Below are 22,549 nucleotides of genomic sequence, written 5' to 3'. Positions count from 1 at the left end.
CTCCGTATTGGATGCGCAAGCTTGGATTTCATTCCTGATCCGCCAACTTCCGCAGCAGGACGTATCCGCCGGAACGCCAATGGCCGCCCGGACTCTTCGCCGGGCGGCCATTGCGCGCTGAAGATATATTATTCAACTTAACATGAAAACCGCTTAAATATCTTTCAAGTAGGTCTCGGTTCGGTATTGTTCGTCTAATGTCAAGAAAGAAAGACCTTCAAAAATCAATGCTTTGGTCTGTTTGCCCGTGACATCATCCCATACCGAACGGGCCCACAAATTATCTTTGAACGCAACCTCGTTGCTTTCATCTCCTCTGTAAAATAAATCATGCAGCGGAACCTTTAACGTCCGGACTGCTCCCGGAGCATCGTTGGATAAAATGTAAGAGAATTCGACATCTCCCGTAAAGTAGCTTTGGCTCTTTATTTTATAAGTAGCGGGGGATGAATACACATGGGAAATCAACGTCCCCTTCGACATTGGCGGCAATTTTGCCGATGCGGAGGAGTTGGTGGAGAAAGTTACCGTCTTGGCATCGGACGTCCCGCTTTGATTTGAATTCGTATATTCATACGACAGTTCACCGCCAACCTCTGCTTCATTCCCGAAAAAGCTTGTTTTTACTTTGAAAGTAGCTTTAGCGCCGGCTTTATGGCTATGAGTAATCGATTTCGTCAGCGTGGAAGCGTTGGACACGGTATGCGTAAAATTATGCGATACCGTCAGTTCTTTGTCAGAGCTAGGATTAAAGGCATCATGCTGTAATGTTTGGACCAATTTCTCCGGCCCTCTTTGCACCAGATCCAATTCAACCTTAAAGTCCGGAACAATGCCTTGTTCTTCCACATTGATTAGTTTCACGTCAAGCACATCTACTCTGACGCTCGGATGCAGCCCGTTATGAATCCAGCGGACATAATTAGGAATTACTTTTCTTGCCGATTGTTCGATATTCACAACCTGCACCGCCTGGTAGTTGGACGATCGGATTTGGTTATTTACGTTCACCGCATCCGCATTCGCGCTGGCAATGTTTGCTGCCGGCAGTAGAAAGGAAACACTTAACATCATCATTGCGGTTAGAAGTTTTATTTTGGCTTTCATCAAATCATCTCCCAATGTTGAATTTACTATTGTAATAACTGCTTACCTATGCCCCCAGGCAATGATGAATTTCCTGCTCCTCTCCATTATTCATATTTTTACCTGTGAACATAATTTCACGATAACATGAATTTACTTCCAATATGAAATAAGGATTGTTATATTATGTTTCGATACTATGGCCGCCAGCATGGAGACAAATGTAACTGCCGAACCCGCTCCGCGATGATACACTGCTTGTACGTACAACCGGACAAGAGGAAAGGAGGTTCACATGCTTAATCGCAAGGACTATACTCCCCTGTATGTACAGCTACAGCGGATCATTAGACAAGATATTATTCGCGGGAAGTATAAGGAGGGGGACATGATTCCTTCCGAGGCGCAAATGATGAAGCTGTACGGCGTCACAAGGACGACTATCCGCAAGGCGATATCAGATCTGGTCAATGAAGGCCTGTTAATGCAGATACAAGGAAAAGGCAACTTCGTATGCCTCAGGGAAGTGAAGCATAATATTTGGAACTTCAGCGGCTTTACCGATTATGTGACGAAGAAGAATGAAACTCCCGTCTCCAGAGTAATGGAGCAGCGCATCATAACGCAGGATGGACGCGAATGGATGAAGCTGGTTCGCGTAAGAGGGATCAAGAATAAGCTGGCCACCTTGTGGCTAACGATAGATACATCCTTGGTTCCGCTATCCGTTTTCCCGGGCATTGATCAGTATGATTTCTCGCAGCAATCGCTCTATAGCATCATGAAGCAGCAATACAAGACGGTTCCCAAGCATGCGCTCCTCCAGATCGAACCGATAATGGGAGACAAGAGCACGAAAGAACTGCTGGCATACGAAGAGGACATCCCGTTGCTGCAGGCAAATGGAACCGTTATCAGCGAAGACGAGGCCGAGATCGAACAGGTTCAGGTCATCTATGGGCCTCATATGAACTTTAAGATTGTCACCAGCATTTGAATGCGGACGGACAGACTTTTTCGCTGCTCTCTTTCCCGTGCGAAGGACAAGCATAGTTTCCTGTTCGCCCCGGCTTGTACGTACAACCGGATAAGATACAGATGTGAATACGGTGAGGTGGAGATCATAATGATCAAGCAAAAAATAACCGGCGCTCTCTACGGAATGGCCATCGGCGATGCGATGGGCATGCCCCCGGAGCTATGGGCAAGAAGCAAGGTCAAGGAGTACTTCGGCCAAATTACCGAGTTTCTCGACGGGCCGCAGGAGAACGAAGTAGCCTGCAATTTTACGAAAGGGCAGTATACGGATGATACGGCGCAGGCGTTGTTGATTTTGGATGCGCTCATTGAAAATCATTTTGTTCCGGATACCTCCATAATTGCCCGGCATCTGTTGGCTTGGGCCGATCGAATCGGCGCCTTCGACAACAATATTCTCGGGCCGAGCTCCAAGGCGGCCTTAGGGGCGATCAAGGAGGGGCAGGATCCCGAGCCCTTCACATCCAGGGCAGAGACGAACGGCGCGGCCATGCGCATCGCTCCGATTGGATGCCTGTTCAGCCGGGATCGGAAGGCGGAATTGGCCCAATATGTCTATGACATCAGCAAAGTGACGCATACGACCGATGTCGCCGTTAGCGGCGCAGCGATGGTTGCCGCGGCCGTCAGCTCCGCGCTGGAGGATCAGGATTGGGATACGATGATGCAGGATGCGCTGGAAGCTTACGATATCGCGCGGCACCTCGGAGCCGCCACCTATAGCGCATCGTTGGCCGAGCGTCTGAAGCTGGCGCTTCAATATGCGAAGCAATACGAGCACGACGAAGAGCAGTTCTCCCAAAAAATATACGACGTGATCGGCAGCGGTGTCTTGACGAGCGAGTCGGTGCCTGCGGCGCTGGCGATTGCCTACTACGCCAAGGACCCTCATCGCTGCAGCCTGTTATGCGCGAATCTGGGCGGGGATACCGATACAATCGGGGCGATGGCGACCGCCATTTGCGGAGCCAAGGTTGGAATCGATGCGATCGATCCGCTGTGGCTTCAACGAATCGACGAGAGCAATGCCGTCGATTTCCATCATTACGCGAATCAGCTTCTTTCCCATAGAGACATGAACTGAAGAAAGTACGCACATCTAATGCTAATCGAATAACCGCATACAATGGGAGGAATTGTAATGAACACCCCGGAATCTTCGGTCTTTGTACCCGCTGAGGACAGAAAAGGAACCCCCAAGGAATTGTTTTTCATTTGGTTTGCCGGCAATATCGGAATTTTGGGCGTCGTCTATGGCGCGATGATTGTCGGATTTCAATTAAGCTTCCTGCAATCCTTGCTGGCGGCGGCCGTAGGGGCGCTCTCTTTCGCCTTGGTAGGCTATTTAAGCTTGGCCGGAAGAGATGCGGGCACGACGACTTTCGTGCTGTCCAGAGCCGCCTTCGGCTTCAAAGGAAACTATATTCCTACATTTATGGGCTGGATCAACCTGGTCGGCTGGCTCGCGGTCGGCGTCGTAACCGGAACATTGACGCTATTGGCGCTGTTTAGTGTGTTCGGCATCGGCTCCAATCCATTTTTAACCCTAATCTCTCTGCTTATCTTCGCCGCTCTCATCATCGGGTCCAGTATGTTCGGCCAAGAAGCGCTCGTCAAAATCCAGACCTTTTTTACCTATGTCTTTGGCGGATTGACGCTTCTCGTCCTGCTGATCCTGATTCCAAAAACGAATTGGCCGGAATTGATGAATATGAGCAACGGCAACTGGGTAACGAACTTCCTGCCTGCCGTATCGATCATTATGGCCGGCACCGGAATCAGCTGGTCGATCGCTTCCGCCGACTATAGCTGCTATCAGAAGCCGGATCAATCATCGCGCTCCATCGTCACCCGCGTCACATTCGGGGCGTTCATTCCGTTGTTCGTCATCATGAGCGTCGGCGTGCTGATGAGCACTTCGGTGCCGGACTTGGCTGTCTCGGCCAACCCGATCGAGGTCATTAGTCAGGCACTGCCGCGCTGGATGACGGTACTTTACTTTGTAACTGCTCTGGGCGGCTTGATTCCGCAATGCATTATCGGTCTGAAGTCGGCGCGGGTCAACCTGGAAACGTTGAATATTCATGTGAAAGATTCCACATCGCTCATCATTCACTCGCTGTTTCTGATTTTGATTCCGATCTACACGCTGTTCGTATCCGAGGACTTCATGGGCAACTTCCAGACGTTCCTGGGCTTGCTCGGCATCGGCATGGCGGCTTGGGCGGCTATCTTCCTCATCGACTATGTCAAAATCAGAAAGACGGCAGGGTACGAACCGCGTCTGCTCACGGATCCGGGCTACAACAAGGTCAATTATCGAGGTGTATCCAGTTGGCTGGCCGGCGTTCTCGTCGGGTTCCTGTTTACGAATTCGCCGTTTTTCGACGGTCCTTTTGCCAAAGGCATGTTCCAGGACAACAGTCTGGGCGTACTCTTGGCCTTCGCCGTAAGCGCGATTGTCTATTACGGTCTGCTGACCGTTACCGCCCGGAAATAGGAGGGAATTGAAATGGCCGATCTCATAAATCGACTGAAGAATACGCGCAGCGATGCGAAAGTGCTCGTGCTCGGCGCCGCCGTTATCGATGTGATTATCCAACTGGATTCGCTGCCCCGAACCGGAGACGATGTCTCGGCCGAGCATCGGGAGACCCTTGTCGGCGGGTGCGCCTACAATGTAGCCCATATTTTGAAGCAATTGCAGGTCGATCACGATCTCTTCGTCCCTGTAGGCGCTGGCGCCTATGCGGATATCATCAGGAAGCAGCTGCACGCCGACGGCTACCCGCTGCTGATCGAAGAGGATAGCGGCGATAACGGCTGGAATCTGTCGATTGTCGAGCAGGACGGAGAACGAACATTCATTACGATTTCCGGAATCGAAACGAAATGGAAGCCGGCTTGGTTCGAACAGCGCCGCGTGGAGCAATATGATTATATCTATTTGAGCGGCTACGAACTGGAGGGGCCTTCCGGCCAAGTCATCCTGGACGCGTTAGCCGCCAGGAAGTCATCCTGCCGGATCATTTTCGACCCGAGCCCAAGAGTTACGTTTGTGGATCAGGAGACGCTGCGGCGCGTACTGGGCATGAATACGATCATGCATTTGAATCGTGCGGAGCTGAGCGGATTAACGGGCAAGCAGGAGCTGAATGACGCCGTTCAGGAGGCGCACCGGCAGACCGGTCAGCCCGTCGTGGTGACGCTAGGCCAGGACGGCACGCTGCTGTTCACTTCGGAGGAAAGCGAAATATTGCCGAGCCAAAAAGTAACCGTCGTCGACACGATTGGAGCCGGCGATTCGCATACGGGCGCCTTCATCGCTGGCCTTGCCAGCGGCTTGCCGCTGCGGGAGGCTTGTCTGCTCGGCAACGACATCGCGGGGCAGGTCGTGCAGCAGCAGGGAGGCAGATGGAGCTTCTAGCTTGCTGGAGAGGCAGCCTTGCTGGAGCAGTAGCCGGCCCGGCGCAAGCCAGCGGCGACACAGCCGCGACACCAGCGGCGGAACCAGCGGTGACACCAGCGGCGACACCAGCAGGGACACCAGCAGGGACACCAGCTGTGACACCAGCGGCGGAACCAGCGGCGACACCAGCCGCGGCAGCGGGTTGAGGCTGCGAATCCTGCATTTTTACAGGAATTTACGCTCTGTCCGCCGCTTTCCAATACAATTCCTGCAAAAGTGCATCATTTTCGCCGATATTTGCTCTCCATCCCCTGGGATGGCTTAAATTGATGCCGTGGTGCAGGATTTTCGATAACGGAGGAAATGTCGCAAGCAGAATGCTGTAGTTTTGCAGCTTTTTCGGCAAGTTTGCTGCAGGGCGGGGCTGTCACACAGTAGGGTAAACCTGCTTTGGGGCAGCCCCTTATCATTGGCGCCATAGTTCTGCGCCACGAGATAGTTGACCGTATGCCCGATTCCGGAGAACAGGGCGAACGCATTGTAAATGATAATATTGACCACCCCGACGATCGCAATGACAATCGCGCCGAGATGGCCAACCATGATCAAATTAATCGTGCCGATGACCGTCTGCGTCGCGAAAGACAGCAGCGACGGGATCGCCAGCAGCAATATATTTTTCCAGTTTTTCACGTATTGAACCACCTTTTGCTCATGAACCGGGGGTCATTTCATGAGGCCGAGTTCATCATCGGCAGGCTTCGGCCGGCCAAGATGGCTTGACTTCCAACCCAGCCCTTTCCATCAAGCGGATCTATGTTACCAGATCTGTCCCTCCGTTGGCTATAAAAAAGTCAGGCCCCCCGCATACGGGAGACCTGACATAATTTTCAGCTTACAGCTTCTTCATTTCTTCCTTCAGCAGTTCGGACTGTGTGCCGAAGACGACCTGAACATTGCCTTTGCCCAGGCGCATGACGCCGGCAGCGCCTTGCCCCTTGAGCCCCTTCTCGTCGACGAGCGACTCATCCTTCAACGTCAGCCGCAAGCGAGTGATGCAGGCATCGAGGGAAGTGATATTATCCTTGCCGCCGATCAGCTCCAGCACTTTGACGGCTTTATCATGCAGGCTCGAATTCGCAGCTCCCTTCTCGTCCTCTTCGTCAACCTCGACATCATCCTCCCGTCCCGGCGTCTTCAGGTTCAGCTTCACGATCATGAAGCGGAACAGGAAGTAGTAGACGGCGAAGTAGACGAGACCGATCGGAATAAGCAGCAGCGGCTTCGTCGCCAGACCAAAGTTCAGTGCGTAGTCGATGAAGCCGGCCGAGAAGCCGAACCCGTGCTTAATGCCGAGGAGCGCCGTAATGACGCCGGACAAGCCGGCCAGCAGCGCATGCACGACATACAGCACCGGCGCCACGAACATGAAGGCGAATTCGATCGGCTCGGTAATCCCGGTCAGGAACGAGGCGAAAGCCACGCTCAAGAAGGCAGAGGACACGAGCTTACGACGTTCCGGCTTCGCCGTATGAATAATCGCCAGCGCGGCGCCCGGCAAGGCGAACATCATAATCGGAAAGAATCCGGTCATGAACAAGCCTGCCGACGGATCGTGATGGAAAAACCGGTCGATATCGCCCCGGAAGATCTCCCCGCCATATTCAAATGATCCGATCTGGAACCAGGCCACGTTATTGATAATATGGTGCAAGCCCGTCGGAATAAGCAGTCGGTTGACGACCATGAAGATGCCGGAACCGATTGCTTCCAGACTGACGATCCAGTTCCCGAACGCGTCAATCGCTTCCTGAATTGGTCCCCAGATGATGGCAACCGGAATTCCGAGCACGAGAATCGACAGCGAAGTAACAATCGGAACGAACCGTTTGCCCCCGAAGAAGCCAAGCCAATCCGGGAGCTTGATATTATGATACCGTTTGTACATAAACGCCGCGAGACAACCTGTCAGGATCCCGCCAAGTACACCCATATCGAGTACCAAATCATCTGGAATAAATGCGAATACGTTCGGCGTCGTCGCCAGCACCTGCTGCAGGATGACATGCGCGATGACCGCGGCCAACGCCGCTACCGCATCACCGGCCAGACCTATCGCTACACCCACGGCAAAAATAAGCGGCAGTTGCTTGAAGATCGTATCGCCGCCCGCCAGCAAATACGGCGCGACGTACTGGTTCATAAAGCCACCTACTGAAGCGCCGAAACGAAACTCATTGACATAATCAATGTCTCCAAAACGCAACAAAATGGCAGCCGCAGGCAGTGTTGCGACCGGTAGCATGAGGGCACGGCCAATTTTCTGCAAAAAGCCTAGCATGGAAGTTATCCCCCTTAAGAAAGTTAGTTAAAGTATGGATTAAAGGATGAAGAAATATTCTCCACCTGTCATCACCGCGATTTACCGCAACGATGGCCCGGCAACGAAAAAAGGCATGAGCCTGCAGGAAGACAACACCCGTATCAGCGGATGGTACCGGCAAGCTCATGCCTAGTCGAGCTAGTAACACGCTTGAGATAATATGTTGTTCTATTTTATTCACCATGAAAGCTGGATAGACGATACATGGGCTGCCTCAACTTAGGATTCTCCCATATATTCCTCGATTTCGTTTTTGATAATCGTGACCTGCGGCCGGCGTTTTCAAGTTGAAAGTGACAATCAAGAACTGGAACGTGAAATAGTACAAGCAGAACCAGACAACGTCGATAACCGGAACCATCAGCCAGTTGGTCTTGGGTGCGAGCATGAAGGCCAAGCCATCAAAAAACGCGTGGATCACATACAGGAACGGCGCGATAAACAAGAACGAAAATTCCAGCGGCTCCGTCATTCCTGTCAGGAATGACGTCAGCGCGGCGGACAGATCAGACCGAAGACCACCTTCTTCTTCTCCGGCTTGGCTTTGTGATAAATCGCCAATGCCTCCCAGCAAGCCAAACACCATCGTAATAAAGCGGCCGGACATGAACCGCAATGAAGCAAAGGACTTACGGTCTAAGGTACTACAACATGGATTAAAGGCGGAAGAAATATTCTCCAGCCTGTCATCGCCCCGCTTCGCCGCCGGGATGGCCCGGACAGCGAAAAAAGGCATGAGCCTGCAGCAGAACAACATCCGCGCGAAGCGGATGGTTCCGGCAAGCTCATGCCTAGTCGAACTAGTAACACGCTTGATTCGTATGATACTGTCTATGTTATTCGGCATCCCGATGGAAGAGACGGTACAAGTGCATGGCAATATAGGCTGTCTCGTCTTCCGACACCGGCGCTTTCAACTGCGCGCTCATCAGCTTGGCGCATTCACCGGCGACCTCGTATTCATACGGTGCCATCTCCTGCATCCGGTCACGGAACGGATTGCGGGAATGCTGGCCCTCGCGGATACGCTCTATCGCGAAGCGCAGATGGGTAACGAGCCTTAAATAATCGATGCTGTCCTTCGGAATCGGACTGCCCCGCCGCGCTTCGATGAGTCCAACCAGTTCCCGCAGCAGGTGATTGTGTTGGACCACATTGTTGACAGGGACATGGGCGACGGCCGATTGGATATGGATCGTCAGGAACCCGATCTCATCCTCCGGCACCTCGACGCCGAATTGGTGTCCAATGATCTCCGCCGCGCGGGAAGCAAGCTCGTATTCCTTCGGGTTCAGCGTCCGGATTTCCCATAGAAAAGGGTTCTCGATCTCAATCTGATGCCGTAACCGGTATAGCGCATACTCGATGTGGCTCGGCAGCGCAAGATGAATATGCTCATTCAGATTGGGAGTCAATTCGGAAGCCACAAGGGAAATGATCTGTTCCGAAACATCAATCACTTCTGGATCAATCTGCTCGAACAGCATCTGATATTGCGAGAGATTCTGCTTATTATCCAAATAAAACGTCTTCTCGATTCGCGTATCGCCGGAAAGTATCGCTTGTCCGGGCTTCGCCCCGAACCCGATTCCTTTTCCCATGAGAATGGTTTCCTTGTCCGTCAGCACTTCCTTCGCCAACACAACATTGTTGCTTAAGGCGCGCATAATCTCAAAGCGGCGTTCGCTAGACAACGGTAAGCTCCTTTCTCATCAGATGGGTGATTGCGAGCAGAAAATGGAAACGGTTACGAAAAAATCATCATCCATGTAAGTTTATTGTAAAACAGCATGAAGCCATCTTCAATAAAAAATAAAAAAAAGTCAAGATTTTGATGAACATTGTCGAAAAGTGTCAAGCTTGAGGGAGAAGGCCCTGTGCTTCCTCCCTCAAGCCTGCAACAAGCTGTCTTATTATTTCGAACCTGCTTATATCGTCAGCTCCTGAATAGCCGGAATGCGTTCGACTACAAGATACTGGATCTCTTCAGATGTCGTCAGCCGCAGCGCTTCCTCGGCCAATGGCTTCATCGCTTCCCGATCGAGCCGGCTCAGCAGCACGCGTGCCGGAAGGACCGAGCTGGCGCTCATGCTGAACTCATCCAGACCGAGGCCAAGCAGCAGCGGAATCGCCTTGAGATTGCCGGCCATCTCTCCGCACATGCCGGCCCACTTGCCATGGCTGTGCGCCGCATCGATGACCATCTTAATCAGCCGCAGCACGGACGGATGGAACGGCTGCGACAGATGCGACACTTGCTGGTTCATGCGGTCGGCAGCCATCGTATATTGAACGAGGTCATTGGTGCCGATCGAGAAGAAGTCGACTTCTTCGGCCAACTGGTCGGCGGCAATCGCCGCGGCCGGCACCTCGATCATAATGCCGACTTCCATCTCGCGGTTATAAGCCACGCCTTCCGCGTCCAGCTCCTGCCGCGCTTCGGCGAGCAGTTTGTTCGCTTCCCGCAGCTCGGTAATCGTCGCGATCATCGGGTACATCAGCTTGATGTTGCCGTGAGCGCTGGCGCGGAGAATGGCTCTCAGCTGCGTCTTGAACAGATCTTTGCGGTCAAGACAGAGTCGAATCGCACGGTAACCGAGGAACGGATTCATCTCCTTCGGCAGCTCCAGATAAGACAATTCCTTGTCTCCTCCGATATCGAGCGTCCGGATGACGATCGGCTTCTCCGCTCCCATCGTCTGGCAGACCGCGGTATAAGCATGATACTGCTCCTCTTCCGAAGGGAAGTTGTCGCGGCCCATGTAGAGGAACTCCGTGCGGAACAGGCCAACGCCTTCCGCCCCGTGATTCCGGGCGCCAAGGGCATCCTGCGGATTGCCGATATTGGCGACCAGCTCGACCTGGTGGCCGTCTGCCGTCACCGAAGGCCGATCCTTATACTGCTTCATCTCTTCCCGGCGCAGCTCGAACTTCTCCTTCTTCTCCCGGTAGGCGGCCAGCGTCTCGGCATCGGGATCGATTAGCACAATGCCGCTGGATCCGTCCACAATGACCATCTGGCCCGTCTTCACGCTCTGCATCGCATCCGTTAGCCCGACCACCGCCGGAATCTCCATCGAGCGGGCCATAATCGCGGAGTGCGAAGTGCGTCCGCCTATCTGCGTAACGAATCCGGCCACCTTGGATCGATCCAGCTGCGCCGTGTCGGAAGGCGTCAGATCATTGGCGAACAGGACGACCGCTTCGGCGAAATCATTCAGCGAAGCCGCCTTGACGCCGGAGAGATGTCGCTGCACGCGCTTGCTGACATCGCGGAAGTCGGCTGCCCGCTCGCGCAAATATTCATCATCCATGCCGGCAAAGATCGCGACCAACTGCTCGGTCACCTCATGCAGCGCATATTCGGCGTTCACGTTCATGGCACGAATCTGCGCGATCGCTTGCCCGATGAATTCCTCATCCTCCAAGAGGAGCTGATGCGTAGCGAAGATCTCCGCCTCATGTTCTCCAAGCTTGGCCGCCGTGCTTGCCTTAATCTTTTCCAGTTCATCCTTCGACTGTGCAACCGCATTCTGAAGCCGCTCTACTTCTGCATCCGCTTCGCCGGGAGCGATGTCTGTCCGTTCTACCGAAGCTTCCTGCTCCTGCAGGACGAACGCTTGCCCGATAGCATAGCCGGAGGCGGCGGCAATCCCTTGTAGCAACATGACGGTTCCTCCACTCCTTCTGTTTTCAATCCCGTCTCTATCGTGTCTATTGTGACGCATCGGCATAACTTTGCCGTTCGTCATATCTATAACCGTATCTCTCACCAATTAATCGAGAACGGATTCCAACACGGCGCCTACGGCATCAATCGCCTGCTCCGCTTTATCGCCTTCAGCGGATACCGTAATGACGTCTCCTGCCTTCATGCCAAGCGTCAGCACGCCTGTGATGCTTTTCGCGCTTACTTTACGCCCGTTGAACTCCAGAGACACTTGCGAATCCGAGAACTCAGCCGCTTTTTTCATAATGGCTCCCGCCGGACGAGCATGCACGCCTTGCGGATTTTTGATCGTGAATTGCTTCTCCATGATGGATGGCCTCCTCTTTCACAAAAACCTATTTTTTCATTACAATTTCCATAATTTCCGTCTCATTCTTCTTAACAGGACCAAGCTTCGTCTTCAATTCGGCGACCGCATCGCCATTCGCGACGACCACCGGCGTGATAACAGGAAGGCCCGCTTCACGAATCCGATCCATATCGAACTCGATCAAGACATCGCCCTGCTTCACTTTGTCTCCCGACTTCACGTGCGGAGTGAACGGCTCGCCCTTCAGAGACACCGTATTCACGCCGATATGGAACAGCAGCTCCAATCCCGATTCATGCCCAAGCACGAGCGAGTGATGAGAATCAATCAGATGGATGACATGCCCGTCGAACGGTGCAACCAGAACGCCTTGCTCCGGCTCAATCGCCAGACCGTCTCCGATAATTTTTTGGGCAAATGCCGGATCGTCCACTTGTTCCAGGGGAACTGCATTTCCAGTTATAGGTGCAACGACCGATATCGTTTTCTTTTTCTTGCCAAATCCAAACATGTGAATTCCTCCTCGTAGTAAGCACTGATGATGCCCTGCCGCGCATCCGCAGCCGAAGCACGAAATAGGACCAATAACGGGAATCCCTGCAAAGTGGTTATCTCTTGTACAAAGCAAAAAAGGCATGTGCTAAAGCACGCAGTTCACGCTGTGAACGGCCGCTTAGCTCATGCCTAGTCGTACTAGTAACACGCTACTTGCAGTGTAAATGTCAACACTATTCTAACATGAGCGCATACGGGTTGCAAGCTTACGTAACGGCTGTTACCAAAATGACATAATCGCCAAGAGCTGTAAATGGGCGGTTATCCATTAAGATGTGCGTTCCGGGATAAAATCATACCGCTGACCTGCAGCCCCCCTATAGCATCGCACCGCCGATGGGACGGTTCGGCCTCGACCTGCCGCACCGCCTGATGGGTACGGCTGCGCCTCGACCTGCCCGGTGGCAGAGGAAGTAAGGGCTCTCGCATCCGCTTTATGTATCAATAGAATGCGTTCGTGTGCTCCCGCAGCCCAACTTTTCGAAAATAATGTTCGGTTGAGTCCCGCCAAAGCTGCAATAATACAGGAATTTGATTGGGACGAAGCTGCGACACGGGCAATCCTGCAAATATGCAGCAATTACCTTCGTTGGGGCTTAGAAAAGGAGCCAATTGGGAGAAAAAGATGCTGATTTGCAGCATTTCCGCCAATAAACGCCTTTTAGAGTGGAAAATACTGTACTGGTGCAGCTTTGCTCCGCCTACACTTCGTGCTTTCCACCAAAATAAAAAAAGCCCGCCTCTCAATCCGGAAGCTGGGCATAATAACAAGCTATTCCTGCCTGTTCGAGGGCCGAAGCCGTCTCTTCCGGCAGTTCGTGATCCGTAATGCAGGCTGCTAACTCCCCGATGGCGGCGACGGAGAACAGCGAGGCCTTGCCGACCTTCGTATGATCGAACACCGCGATCGTCTGCTGCGCCTGCCGCATCAGCATCTGAGCGGTCTGCGCTTCCAGCTCGGAGTACGTCGTAATACCCTTCGCCGGGGAAAAACCGTCAATCCCCATAAAAAGCTTCTCGATGTTGAGATGCTCGATCGTGCGCTCCGCCAGCGGGCCGCACAGCTCGAAGCTGTTGCTGCGCATGACGCCGCCGATGACGACGACCTGAATGCCGTCGCAGTCCGACAGCTCCATCGCGATGTTCACCGCATTGGTAACGACGGTAATACCTTGCCGCTCCTTCAGCAGCTTGGCGATCAGGAAGGTTGTCGTGCCTCCGGTAAGACAGATGCTGTCACCTTCTTCAATGAAATCGAGCGCCCGCTTGGCGATGGCTTCCTTCTCCAGCCACAACAGCTGGCGCTTCTCCACGAACGGGACTTCTCGGATCGCTCCCGCCCCTTCGAAGATCGCTCCCCCGATAGTGCGAATCAGCTCGCCCTTCCGCTCCAATACGTCTAAATCCCGGCGTGCTGTCGCCTCCGAGCAATCGAAGTTCTCGATAATTTCCGATATCGTAATGCGGCCGTTCTGCTTCAACCGCTGTAAAATCTGCCTGCGGCGCTGCTCTCCTTTGGATAACGTCTCACTCATTATTCACTACACTCCTATCATGACTCCCCCGCGGCAGGCAGAGGGCGGGCATCCCCGCCCCAATCATCGCCGTCCTAAGCATCGCCACCATAAGGAACGAGATCCCTCTCCCGGCGATGTCCGCCCCTGCTCGCTTGCACGAGGGGCAAGCGCAACGCGAAATGGCCGGCTCAAGGGCCACGATAGCTCCTGCCTGGAACCGGGGCCATGCCGCTTCTATTCAATGGCTACGAATTGAGTCAAGTTGCGCGGATCGTCCGGGTTCAAGCCGCGGGTCACCGCCGTATAATAACCATTATATTGTACATATGGCAAATACAAAACCGCCCGGGCCTCATCGCTCGCATCTCCATGGCCCACCTCGAAGACGAGATCGGCAAATGCGGTGTCCGCTCCCGCTTGGGCGGTAATAATGACAACCGTTGCCCCGTACTGCTTCATCTCTTCCGCCACCTTCAGCTCGTAGGAGCGGGCTTGTTCGGACAACAGCAGCACGATTTGAGTGTTCGCATCGACGATCGATTTCGGGCCGTGGCGGAATTCCAGCGTGCCGTAAGCCTCGGTCCATGTATACGTCATTTCCTTCAGCTTCAGGCAGGCCTCCAGCGCCAAGCCGTACAGCGCACCCATGCCCAGATAAATCGTTCGGTCGAATTGATGCGCTTCAACCCATGCTTTCACCTTGTCATCCGCCATTGTAACCAACGCCGCATCAGATTGCAATACGGCTTCGAGTTCGCGGTAAGCCGCTTCGCTGCCGGAAGCAAGGGCGATTGCCGCCTGCATGAGGAACGTCATGCTGCTGAGCGATTTGGTCATCACCGTGCTCTTCTCCGCTCCCGATGGAGACACGAGGCATTCCGTCATCTTCGCCATCTTGCTCTCCGGGTGGCATGTAATGCCGCAAGTCGTCCAGTTCGGCAGATCGGCGACCGATTCGAGCGCCAGAATGACTTCATGTGATTCGCCGGAACGGGATACCCCGACCAGCAGCGTCTTCTTGGATGGTGTCACGGTCTGGTTGCGGAACAAGAACAGCTCCGAGGAAGGAATGGCGGACGCGCTCTTGCCCGTCCATGCGCGGTACGTCGCCGCCATCGTCATCGCCTGGTACCAAGATGAGCCGGATCCGATAAATATGATCTCCTCGAACTGCGCGTTTCCTACATATTTATCTGCCCATCCGCGCTGGGATTGAAGTTGATTCCACGCGTCTTGAAGCGCGGCAGCTTGCTCGCTGATTTCCCGGTACGTATGCGTATCTTGAATTGACATCTCCCAAATTCCTCCCTTATAATCATCTATAATGAAATTATAAATCATAATTTTGATTGAATCAATCATTAACTGCTGGAGGTTACAACTATGGGACATCTCATCAGCTCGACTTCAATGCTGCAAGCCGCCCGTGAGCAAGGCTTCGGAATTACCGCATTCAACGTGCACACCCTGGAAATGCTGCAAGCGGTAGTGGAAGCGGCCGAAGACACCCAATCTCCGCTCATTTTGCAGACAACGGTCGGCACCGTGAAGCATCTCGGTCCGGAATATATCGTGGCCGCGGCGGCGACCGCGGCGAAGCTCTCCTCGGTTCCGATCGCGCTCCATCTGGATCATTGCACTGATTATAATCTTATCGTCCGCTGCATCCGCGCAGGCTACACCTCAGTCATGATCGACGCTTCCATGCATCCTTATAACGACAATGTGCGGATGACGCAGGAGGTCGTGCGCGTCGCCCTGGCGGCCGGGGTCAATGTCGAAGCCGAACTGGGCAAGGTCGGCGGCGTGGAAGATGATATCGTCGTCGAGGAGGAAGACGCCCGCCTGGCCGTGCCGGAGGAATGCGCCGCCTTCGTCGCCGCGACCGGCGTGCCGACGCTGGCGCCTGCCATCGGAACGGCGCACGGCATCTATAAGGGAGAGCCGAAGATCGCCTTCGACCGGCTGGAGCAGATCGCGAAGCTGGTCGCCGTTCCGCTCGTCCTGCACGGCGGTTCCGGCATTCCGGAGAATCAGGTGAAGCGCTGCGTGAAGCTCGGCATGGCGAAGATGAATGTCGCGACCGAGCTGCGCATCGCTTTCTCCGACGCCATCAAGGCCGTCTTCGCGGCCAATCCGGATGAGAACGATCCGCGCAAATATATGATTCCGGCCAAGCAAGCCGTCAAGGAGCTGGCGATTCAGAAAATGGAGATGGCCGGCTGCCTCGGCCAAGCGGACGCCGTCCGCTAATCCGCAGCGGCGGAACGGCGCGTCCCGTTATCCGCTGTTGAACCGGCCACTTCGGCCGGCTGCAGCGGAAGGTGAAAGGAGAAGCGACATGATTACGACCGTAACCCTCAACGCGGCGATCGACAAAACCTATATCGTACCCGGCTTCGCGCTCGATAAGCTGTACCGGGTGGAGCAGATGACCGCCACCGCCGGCGGCAAAGGGATCAATGTGGCCCGCGTCATTCATGCGCTGGGCGAAGAAGTGACGGCCTCCGGGTTCGCGGCCGGTTTCCACGGGCAGATGATTCTGCACAAGCTGAGCGAGGAAGGGATTCCCGCCGATTTCGTGAACGTGGAAGGTGAATCGCGGGTATGCCTCAACATTTTGGATCCGGGGCGCGGGACGCAGACCGAGCTGCTGGAGCAAGGGCCGACCGTAACCCTGACAGATCTCGACGCGATGCGGGACAAAGTCGCGACGCTCGCCGCCCGGTCCACTCACATCGTGTTCTCGGGGAGCCTGCCGCAGGGCTGCCCCCCCGCACTCTATGCCGAATTGATAGAGAGCGTGCGCCGTGCAGGCGCGATCCCGATTCTGGACACAAGCGGCGCCGCGCTGGAGGAAGGCGTGAAGAGCGCGCCCGCGCTAATCAAACCGAACGAGCATGAGGTAGGCAAGCTGACCGGCGAAAGCGCCGATGCCTCCGAAGACGAAGTGCTGCCGGCCATCCAGCGGCTGATGGCGTCCGGCATCGAGCGGGTCGTCGTCTCGCTCGGCGCCCGCGGAGCGTTGGCCGGTGTTCGGGACGCCCTCTACCGCGTCACCCTGCCTGCGGTCATGGCGATCAATCCCGTCGGCAGCGGCGATTCCATGGTCGCCGGGCTTGTCGTGGCCGATAAGCGCGGCCTGTCTGCGGAAGACGGCCTCATTCTCGGCGCCGCTTGCGGCACGGCCAATGCGCTGATGCCTTCCGCCGGGCAAGTGCGGCTAGCCGATATCGAGTCGCTTCGCACACAGATTCAAGTCGAACGGATCGGATAAACGGGAACAGGCCGCCTGTAGTGCACAATGCACCGCAGGCGGCCTATTTGCTTCGGCTGCGCTTCATTCCCGCTCTCTCCGCAGCAGTGCGTAGACGAACGTATAGGTGGCCGGAATCCGGCCGTCCGGACCACCGAAGCGCTCTTGATACGTCTGTACCATCCGGCGGTACAGGGAGGGGCTCATGCCGGAGGCACCCGATGCGCCCGCCGCCAGCGCATTGCCAGCCCCGATGCGGCGGACCTGGGACAGCATCTCCAGCACGCTGCCGTACTCGTAGCGGCAGCTCGCTTCTTCCCAGAGCAGGAAGGGCCCGGCCGCGTCCCGCGCCCAGCCGTGCCAATCGGCTGCGGACGGATACGCCTGCCCGCGCGGACGGGGCGCTCGGGCCTGCTCGGCATCCGCCTGCCGGAACGCGGCATGCAACTCATGCAGCGTTCCCGGCAGGAACGTGGCGAAGGCCAGCAGCCCGCCGGGCCGGAGCAGCTGCACGAGCCGCCACAGCGTCGCGGCCGGCGCGTTGAACCATTGGAAGGCGGCGCTCGACACGATCAGGTCGAAGCCGCCTTCCGGCTGGGCGGCCGCCCACGCTTCGGCGTCGGCGGCTACCGCTCGCACCTGCCCGCCGGGGCAGCCGTGGCGGAGCAGCTTCCGCTCCGCCTGATGCAGCATGGCGGGCGCCAGATCGAGCAGCGTCAGCTCTGCTGCGGGATAATGCGGACAGAGCCGAACCGCCAATCCACCCGTGCCGCAGCCGATGTCGGCAATTCGCGCCGCAGGGCCCTGGTGATGCCGCCGCACCCGCTCCGCCAATCCCGCGGCCATCACCTGCTGCACTTCGGCGTAGCCGTCATACTCTGCCGCATGTCTGCCGAACCGTTGGGCGACCAGCCTCTTATCGATCCCAGCCCCAGCGCCCGCACCGGCAAGCACCGGGTCACTCTCCGGCCCGGCCCCTAGCATCTGTGCTCGCTTCATACCACGCGCTCACCTCCTCTCGCCATGCCTCCGGATGCGACAGGAACGGCGCATGGCCCGCATCCGGGATTACGGCGGTTCGGAGCCCCGAACCGAACGATGCTTGCGCCCGTTCCATCGCGGCTCGCGGGCACACGCGATCGTTCGCGCCGTGCAGCCACAGCAGGCGCGGCCGCTCCGCCGCCGGAAGCGCGGCGATGCGCGCCCACTCCGGGGCCAGATCCGCCTCCTGCAAATAGGCGAGCCCCGCATCCAGCCCGGCCGGCGTGAAGCCGGGAGCCGCGCCCAACTGCCGCCACAGCTTCTCCGCCAGCGGCGGCTCGCCGGGGCTGGCAGGGCCCGCATCCAGCTGGCCGAGGAAAGCCAGCAGCGTCTCCTCCGGCGCCTGCACCAGGCGGCGCCGCATGCGGGCCAGCACGCGCGGCGGCCAGCCTGCCTGCCCGGACGCGTCAGCGAAGCGCAGCGTCGTGCCGATGAGCAGGGCGCTCTCAATGCGCGGCAGTCCCGCCCATTCGGCGCTCTCGGCGGCACGTCCGGCCAGCAGCTCGATCGCCAGCATGCCGCCAAGCGACCACCCGGCGATATGCCACGGGCCGTCCTGCTCCTGCCGGAGCGGAGCACGCACCGCCTCCCGCAGGTCATCCGCTGTCTCGCACGCAGCGAAGGACACGTACCGGTGCGCGAACATCGGCAAAGCCTCCGCAAGCGGCCGCCACACCTCGGCGCTCAGACCCCAGCCGTGTATCCACAGCAGCTTCGCCCGCTGCGGCGGCCGGGGCCGCGCGAGCGCCCCGCTCATGTCCGCGGCCCCGCGGCCAGGCGCACGACCGCATCCGCCGCCTGCAGCAGGTCGGCGTCGCGGTGCGCCGGAGTCGGCGCGAAGCGGATGCGCGCCGTTCCCTCGGGCACCGTCGGCGGGCGAATCGCCACGCCGGCGACGCCCGCCTCCGCGAGCGCGGCGCTAAGCGCAACCGCGCGCTGGTCCGTGCCGCACAGCACCGGCACGATATGGCTGTCGCCGGAGCCCGTGTCCAGGCCTCCGGCTTGCAGCCGCGCGCGAAACAGCGCTGCCTTGCGCATCAGCTCGGCGCGCGCGGAGTCGGCAGCGCATACGTCGCGCAGCCGCTGCCGGATAAAGGCTGCCATAAGCGGGGGCAGCCCCGTATTATAAATGAGCGTCCGCGCCCGGTTGATGAGGTAGCGGACGACGATGTCCTCGGCGGCAATATAAGCACCGACCACGCCAAAGGCTTTCCCGAAGGTACCCATGATGATATCCACCTTCGCATGCAGCCCGAGCGCATGGCACAGCCCGCGTCCCCCGGGTCCGTACACGCCGCCACTGTGTGCCTCGTCGACCATTAGCATCGCGCCGTAACGCTCCTTCAGCGTCACCAGATCGGCCAACGGCGCTACCGTTCCGTCCATGCTGAACACGGCGTCGGTCACGATCAGCATGCGCCCCTGCCGCGATAGGACGTCCGGTCCTCCGGTACGCCACTGCTTCAACGCCTTTTCGAGCCGGTCCATATCCCGGTGCGGATAGCGGATATGCTGAGCCCGACTCAGGATGATGCCGTCCGTGATGCTCGCATGATTCAACCGATCGCTGAAGACGACACCGTTCCGTCCGACCAGCGCCGGAATGACGCCGGCATTCGCCATGTAGCCGCTGCTGAACACGAGCGCCGCCTCTGTATCCTTGAAGGCGGCCAATTCCCGATCCAGCGCGTCATGCTGCGGATCATGACCCGTAATGAGCCGCGAAGCCCCGGAGCCGATGCGCACGGCCGGCTCGCCGAGGCGGCGGCACTCGGCCGCAAGCTGCGCCCAGCCAGCATCATCAAGCCATGGCTCGAAGCCGAGGTAATGATTCGAAGCGAGATGAAGCAGCCGCTTGCCGGCCCGCTCGATCCATCCGTGCTCCAGCCACACCGCCGGATCCAGCTTGCGCACCCGGCCCGCCGCCTCCAAGGCGTCCAGCTCAGCGCGCATCCAATCCCAGCGCTCTGCATTCTCCGCAGCCGCCTTCGGCTTCATCACAGGGCGCACCGCTCGACTTCGAAGCCGAGATCCGCGATCATCTGATGATCGGAGGTCGCCTCTTGCCCATCCGTCGTCAAATAATCCCCGACGAACACCGAATTGGCCGCGTAGAACGCCAGCGGCTGCAGCGCACCGAGGTTGACCTCCCGCCCGCCGGAAGCGCGGATCTCCTTCGACGGGCAGACGAGGCGGAACATCGCCAGCGCCTTCAGGCACCGGCGCGGGTCCAGATCATGCAGATGACCGAGCGGCGTTCCCGGAATCGGGTTCAGGAAATTAACCGGGATCGAATCCGCATCCAGCTCCCGCAGCGAAAATGCGACGTCCACCAGTTGCTTATCCGTCTCTCCCATCCCCATAATCACCCCGGAGCAAGGCGACATCCCCGCCCTCTTCGCGGTGTCAACCGTATGTACCCGATCAGCGTACGTATGGGTTGAGGTGATATGCGAATAATGATCCTCGCTCGTGTTCAAGTTGTGGTTATAGCGATCAACGCCGGCCTGCTTCAGCCGGTTCGCCTGATCCTGCGACAAAATGCCAAGACAAGCGCAGATTTTCATCGGCATCGTTGCCTTGATCTCCTCCACGGCGGAGACCACCTGATCGAGCTCCCGCGGCGTCGGCCCGCGCCCGCTGGCCACAATGCAGTACGTTCCAGCCTGCATCTCCATCGCCTTGCGCGCACCGTCCACCAAGACATGCTTTTCCAACATCGTATACTTCTCTATCGGTGCATCGGACACCCGGGACTGCGAGCAGTACCCGCAATCTTCCGGACAGTGTCCGCTTTTTGCATTAATAATCAGATTCAGCTTCACCTTATTCCCATAAAAATGCCGCCGCACCCGGTAAGCCGCGTCCATGATCGCCAGCAGTTCGTTATCGTCCGCCCGCAACACCGCCAGCGCTTCTTCCCGGCTTATTCCTTCACCGGCTAACGCCTTATCCGCCAGCTTCCGCCAATCCATCTGCTGCTCTTGCATTGTTTCGCTCATCATCATCGCTCCTTTTTTTCTCCCCATTCCCGGTCTTCCAACCACTGTGTCAGCCGAGACAGGCGCATGGTGCATTGCAGCCATTGCTCCCGCCACGCCGCCCATGCGGACGGATCAGCCGCCCACTTGCCTTGCGGCTGCGGCAACCATGGCATCAACGCCAATACAGGCACATTCGTCATCGCTTCGATCATGCGGACATTCTCCTCAATCTCTCTCTCCGATGCCGCCTCCGGCGGACCAATGAACACAACGGCGATATCGTCGATGCCCCGTTGGCGGGCATAAGAGATGGCCGTTACCGTGTGACTGACCGTGCCCAATCCGGGGGCAGACACGAGCAGGACGGGAAGTCCCAGCCCCTGCGCCAGATCCGCCATCGTCACCTCCCGCGTCAACGGGACGGCAATGCCGCCCGCTCCTTCTGCCAGCAGGAACGCATCCGACTCCAGCCGCCGGCGCCCTTCTTCCATCAGGGCTTCCGCAGCAAATCGAATCCCTTCCCGTTCACATGCCATCCAGGGCGCCAGCGGCTCGCGCAGCGTCCACGTCGCAATGTCCTCCTCCGCGAGTTCGGATATTCCGCTGCCCATTCGCAGCCGGTAGCTATCCGCATCCGGAGACCCTAACGCCACGCCGCTCTGCACCGGCTTCCAGAGGCTAAGCCTACGCCTCCGAACCGAATGGAGATAAGCGGCAATCCCTGAAGCAACGACCGTCTTCCCTACCTCAGTCCCAGTCGAGGACACAAACAGGCCTGCCGCATTCACACGTTTAGGCAGTGGCAGTGTATCTGGCATCATTGCGTCCCCCCTCTTCTGTAAACCAAATTTTTTTGATTAAAAGTTAACGTTACAACGATTCATTTTACAAGATTGACATGATGACGACAATACTTTGTTAACCTTTGATTCGATTATTGGGTTTACATATATGGCAGGCTGATATGAAGTCGCTCCTCTTCCGAACGTCTGCTCTTCCTCCATACCTTTCAAGCCTTTGTTCCACTATCCCCTCGAATCAGAAGTCTGGGAGTTCGCCATTTTCCCCATTAATTCTGTGGAGATAGCAACCGTTGTTACAATCCCGGTGACGCGTTACACTTCCCACGCTTCCCCGGCCTGATTCATTGGGATAACGATCAAAAGAAACAACAAACACTACCGCCACGGACAAACCAGTTCACGTTCCCTCCCCCCCTTCCTGACTCATTGGGATAACG

At 56.8% G+C, this 22,549-nt stretch carries 22 protein-coding genes and 1 pseudogene; 8 read left to right on the top strand and 15 right to left on the bottom strand.

Features of this window, described 5'->3' with window-relative positions:
* Positions 1-153 precede the first annotated feature (153 nt).
* Positions 154-1,107, bottom strand: coding sequence for a hypothetical protein (locus DQX05_RS02780; RefSeq protein ID WP_119790635.1), 954 nt, complete (start codon positions 1,105-1,107; stop codon positions 154-156).
* A 274-nt stretch (positions 1,108-1,381) separates the two neighbouring features.
* On the opposite strand from DQX05_RS02780, the gene DQX05_RS02775 reads away from it, so the two are divergent.
* The 5 genes from DQX05_RS02775 (at position 1,382) to DQX05_RS02755 (ending at position 5,739) form a co-directional block, all read left to right on the top strand.
* Positions 1,382-2,083: a GntR family transcriptional regulator gene (locus DQX05_RS02775; protein WP_119790634.1), complete on the top strand. Its 702-nt coding sequence runs from the start codon at positions 1,382-1,384 to the stop codon at positions 2,081-2,083.
* A gap of 129 nt (positions 2,084-2,212) precedes the next feature.
* On the top strand, positions 2,213-3,208 hold the full coding sequence (locus DQX05_RS02770) for an ADP-ribosylglycohydrolase family protein (RefSeq protein ID WP_259391745.1): 996 nt from the start codon (positions 2,213-2,215) through the stop codon (positions 3,206-3,208).
* Between the two features lie 57 nt (positions 3,209-3,265).
* The gene (locus tag DQX05_RS02765) at positions 3,266-4,624 is read left to right on the top strand and encodes a purine-cytosine permease family protein (RefSeq protein WP_119790632.1); all 1,359 of its coding nucleotides are present in this window, start codon (positions 3,266-3,268) and stop codon (positions 4,622-4,624) included.
* Positions 4,625-4,636: 12 nt separating this feature from the next.
* Entirely contained in the window at positions 4,637-5,551 is a 915-nt protein-coding gene (locus tag DQX05_RS02760) for a PfkB family carbohydrate kinase (RefSeq protein ID WP_119790630.1), read from the top strand.
* Positions 5,539-5,739, top strand: a complete 201-nt coding sequence (locus DQX05_RS02755) for a hypothetical protein (RefSeq protein ID WP_119790628.1) — start codon at positions 5,539-5,541, stop codon at positions 5,737-5,739. The genes DQX05_RS02760 and DQX05_RS02755 overlap by 13 nt, the downstream gene beginning before the upstream one ends.
* 259 nt (positions 5,740-5,998) lie before the next feature.
* Here DQX05_RS02755 and DQX05_RS02750 read toward each other — a convergent pair.
* Positions 5,999-6,226 (bottom strand): annotated as a pseudogene (locus DQX05_RS02750) (MATE family efflux transporter); the annotation flags it as partial.
* A 202-nt stretch (positions 6,227-6,428) separates the two neighbouring features.
* Entirely contained in the window at positions 6,429-7,874 is a 1,446-nt protein-coding gene (gene nagE / locus DQX05_RS02745) for an N-acetylglucosamine-specific PTS transporter subunit IIBC (protein WP_119790626.1), read from the bottom strand.
* Positions 7,875-7,920: 46 nt separating this feature from the next.
* Between nagE and DQX05_RS31620 the strand changes: the two genes are divergently transcribed.
* Positions 7,921-8,049 carry a hypothetical protein gene (locus DQX05_RS31620; RefSeq protein ID WP_259391744.1) on the top strand — a complete coding sequence of 43 codons (129 nt, stop codon included), beginning with the start codon at positions 7,921-7,923 and terminating at the stop codon, positions 8,047-8,049.
* An 81-nt stretch (positions 8,050-8,130) separates the two neighbouring features.
* Here DQX05_RS31620 and DQX05_RS02740 read toward each other — a convergent pair whose 3' ends face one another.
* From DQX05_RS02740 to DQX05_RS02710, 7 genes are all read right to left on the bottom strand, one after another.
* Complete coding sequence (locus DQX05_RS02740; protein ID WP_220483147.1) at positions 8,131-8,652, bottom strand: PTS transporter subunit EIIC; 522 nt, start codon at positions 8,650-8,652, stop codon at positions 8,131-8,133.
* A gap of 100 nt (positions 8,653-8,752) precedes the next feature.
* Positions 8,753-9,610, bottom strand: a complete 858-nt coding sequence (gene glcT, locus DQX05_RS02735) for a glucose PTS transporter transcription antiterminator GlcT (protein WP_182914589.1) — start codon at positions 9,608-9,610, stop codon at positions 8,753-8,755.
* 234 nt (positions 9,611-9,844) lie between these two features.
* Positions 9,845-11,584, bottom strand: coding sequence for a phosphoenolpyruvate--protein phosphotransferase (gene ptsP / locus DQX05_RS02730; protein ID WP_119790622.1), 1,740 nt, complete (start codon positions 11,582-11,584; stop codon positions 9,845-9,847).
* 108 nt (positions 11,585-11,692) lie between these two features.
* On the bottom strand, positions 11,693-11,953 hold the full coding sequence (locus DQX05_RS02725) for an HPr family phosphocarrier protein (protein ID WP_119790621.1): 261 nt from the start codon (positions 11,951-11,953) through the stop codon (positions 11,693-11,695).
* A gap of 28 nt (positions 11,954-11,981) precedes the next feature.
* A complete protein-coding gene (locus tag DQX05_RS02720) occupies positions 11,982-12,467 on the bottom strand; it encodes a PTS sugar transporter subunit IIA (RefSeq protein ID WP_119790619.1) in 486 nt (161 codons plus the stop codon).
* A 787-nt stretch (positions 12,468-13,254) separates the two neighbouring features.
* Positions 13,255-14,046 (bottom strand): DeoR/GlpR family DNA-binding transcription regulator, encoded by a 792-nt coding sequence (locus DQX05_RS02715; RefSeq protein ID WP_119790617.1) that lies wholly within the window; start codon positions 14,044-14,046, stop codon positions 13,255-13,257.
* A gap of 216 nt (positions 14,047-14,262) precedes the next feature.
* Positions 14,263-15,321 (bottom strand): SIS domain-containing protein, encoded by a 1,059-nt coding sequence (locus DQX05_RS02710; RefSeq protein WP_119790775.1) that lies wholly within the window; start codon positions 15,319-15,321, stop codon positions 14,263-14,265.
* 90 nt (positions 15,322-15,411) lie between these two features.
* Here DQX05_RS02710 and DQX05_RS02705 point away from each other — a divergent pair, with 90 nt between their 5' ends.
* Both DQX05_RS02705 and pfkB read left to right on the top strand, forming a co-directional pair.
* Positions 15,412-16,281, top strand: a complete 870-nt coding sequence (locus tag DQX05_RS02705) for a class II fructose-bisphosphate aldolase (RefSeq protein WP_119790615.1) — start codon at positions 15,412-15,414, stop codon at positions 16,279-16,281.
* 88 nt (positions 16,282-16,369) lie between these two features.
* A complete protein-coding gene (pfkB, locus tag DQX05_RS02700) occupies positions 16,370-17,305 on the top strand; it encodes a 1-phosphofructokinase (protein WP_119790613.1) in 936 nt (311 codons plus the stop codon).
* Positions 17,306-17,368: 63 nt separating this feature from the next.
* Here pfkB and DQX05_RS02695 read toward each other — a convergent pair whose 3' ends face one another.
* From DQX05_RS02695 to bioD, 5 genes are read right to left on the bottom strand one after another with little or no spacing between them, the layout of a single operon-like run.
* Positions 17,369-18,283 (bottom strand): methyltransferase domain-containing protein, encoded by a 915-nt coding sequence (locus tag DQX05_RS02695; RefSeq protein ID WP_119790611.1) that lies wholly within the window; start codon positions 18,281-18,283, stop codon positions 17,369-17,371.
* Complete coding sequence (locus tag DQX05_RS02690) at positions 18,243-19,082, bottom strand: alpha/beta fold hydrolase (protein ID WP_119790610.1); 840 nt, start codon at positions 19,080-19,082, stop codon at positions 18,243-18,245. Before DQX05_RS02690 ends, DQX05_RS02695 begins: the two co-directional genes overlap by 41 nt.
* Positions 19,079-20,323, bottom strand: a complete 1,245-nt coding sequence (locus tag DQX05_RS02685) for an aminotransferase class I/II-fold pyridoxal phosphate-dependent enzyme (protein WP_119790609.1) — start codon at positions 20,321-20,323, stop codon at positions 19,079-19,081. The genes DQX05_RS02690 and DQX05_RS02685 overlap by 4 nt, the downstream gene beginning before the upstream one ends.
* The gene (bioB, locus tag DQX05_RS02680) at positions 20,323-21,333 is read right to left on the bottom strand and encodes a biotin synthase BioB (RefSeq protein WP_397334793.1); all 1,011 of its coding nucleotides are present in this window, start codon (positions 21,331-21,333) and stop codon (positions 20,323-20,325) included. The genes DQX05_RS02685 and bioB overlap by 1 nt, the downstream gene beginning before the upstream one ends.
* Positions 21,330-22,130 (bottom strand): dethiobiotin synthase, encoded by an 801-nt coding sequence (bioD, locus tag DQX05_RS02675; protein WP_259391743.1) that lies wholly within the window; start codon positions 22,128-22,130, stop codon positions 21,330-21,332. The genes bioB and bioD overlap by 4 nt, the downstream gene beginning before the upstream one ends.
* Positions 22,131-22,549: the final 419 nt, after the last annotated feature.

The sequence above is a fragment of the Paenibacillus thiaminolyticus genome (assembly GCF_003591545.1).
GTDB classification, from domain to species: domain Bacteria; phylum Bacillota; class Bacilli; order Paenibacillales; family Paenibacillaceae; genus Paenibacillus_B; species Paenibacillus_B thiaminolyticus_A.
This window is presented reverse-complemented; position numbering and strand designations above follow the sequence as displayed.

What these genes read in the sequence shown, in the direction of transcription:
- DQX05_RS31620 (WP_259391744.1), top strand. Translation starts at nt 7,921, where the DNA reads ATGAAGAAATATTCTCCACCTGTCATCACCGCGATTTACCGCAACGAT.
- DQX05_RS02720 (WP_119790619.1), bottom strand. Translation starts at nt 12,467, where the DNA reads ATGTTTGGATTTGGCAAGAAAAAGAAAACGATATCGGTCGTTGCACCT.
- ptsP (WP_119790622.1), bottom strand. Translation starts at nt 11,584, where the DNA reads ATGTTGCTACAAGGGATTGCCGCCGCCTCCGGCTATGCTATCGGGCAA.
- pfkB (WP_119790613.1), top strand. Translation starts at nt 16,370, where the DNA reads ATGATTACGACCGTAACCCTCAACGCGGCGATCGACAAAACCTATATC.
- DQX05_RS02695 (WP_119790611.1), bottom strand. Translation starts at nt 18,283, where the DNA reads ATGAAGCGAGCACAGATGCTAGGGGCCGGGCCGGAGAGTGACCCGGTG.
- DQX05_RS02765 (WP_119790632.1), top strand. Translation starts at nt 3,266, where the DNA reads ATGAACACCCCGGAATCTTCGGTCTTTGTACCCGCTGAGGACAGAAAA.
- nagE (WP_119790626.1), bottom strand. Translation starts at nt 7,874, where the DNA reads ATGCTAGGCTTTTTGCAGAAAATTGGCCGTGCCCTCATGCTACCGGTC.
- DQX05_RS02685 (WP_119790609.1), bottom strand. Translation starts at nt 20,323, where the DNA reads ATGAAGCCGAAGGCGGCTGCGGAGAATGCAGAGCGCTGGGATTGGATG.
- DQX05_RS02775 (WP_119790634.1), top strand. Translation starts at nt 1,382, where the DNA reads ATGCTTAATCGCAAGGACTATACTCCCCTGTATGTACAGCTACAGCGG.
- DQX05_RS02690 (WP_119790610.1), bottom strand. Translation starts at nt 19,082, where the DNA reads ATGAGCGGGGCGCTCGCGCGGCCCCGGCCGCCGCAGCGGGCGAAGCTG.
- DQX05_RS02760 (WP_119790630.1), top strand. Translation starts at nt 4,637, where the DNA reads ATGGCCGATCTCATAAATCGACTGAAGAATACGCGCAGCGATGCGAAA.
- DQX05_RS02740 (WP_220483147.1), bottom strand. Translation starts at nt 8,652, where the DNA reads ATGCCTTTTTTCGCTGTCCGGGCCATCCCGGCGGCGAAGCGGGGCGAT.
- DQX05_RS02780 (WP_119790635.1), bottom strand. Translation starts at nt 1,107, where the DNA reads ATGAAAGCCAAAATAAAACTTCTAACCGCAATGATGATGTTAAGTGTT.
- DQX05_RS02715 (WP_119790617.1), bottom strand. Translation starts at nt 14,046, where the DNA reads ATGAGTGAGACGTTATCCAAAGGAGAGCAGCGCCGCAGGCAGATTTTA.
- DQX05_RS02770 (WP_259391745.1), top strand. Translation starts at nt 2,213, where the DNA reads ATGATCAAGCAAAAAATAACCGGCGCTCTCTACGGAATGGCCATCGGC.
- bioB (WP_397334793.1), bottom strand. Translation starts at nt 21,333, where the DNA reads ATGATGATGAGCGAAACAATGCAAGAGCAGCAGATGGATTGGCGGAAG.
- DQX05_RS02705 (WP_119790615.1), top strand. Translation starts at nt 15,412, where the DNA reads ATGGGACATCTCATCAGCTCGACTTCAATGCTGCAAGCCGCCCGTGAG.
- bioD (WP_259391743.1), bottom strand. Translation starts at nt 22,130, where the DNA reads ATGATGCCAGATACACTGCCACTGCCTAAACGTGTGAATGCGGCAGGC.
- DQX05_RS02725 (WP_119790621.1), bottom strand. Translation starts at nt 11,953, where the DNA reads ATGGAGAAGCAATTCACGATCAAAAATCCGCAAGGCGTGCATGCTCGT.
- DQX05_RS02755 (WP_119790628.1), top strand. Translation starts at nt 5,539, where the DNA reads ATGGAGCTTCTAGCTTGCTGGAGAGGCAGCCTTGCTGGAGCAGTAGCC.
- DQX05_RS02710 (WP_119790775.1), bottom strand. Translation starts at nt 15,321, where the DNA reads ATGTCAATTCAAGATACGCATACGTACCGGGAAATCAGCGAGCAAGCT.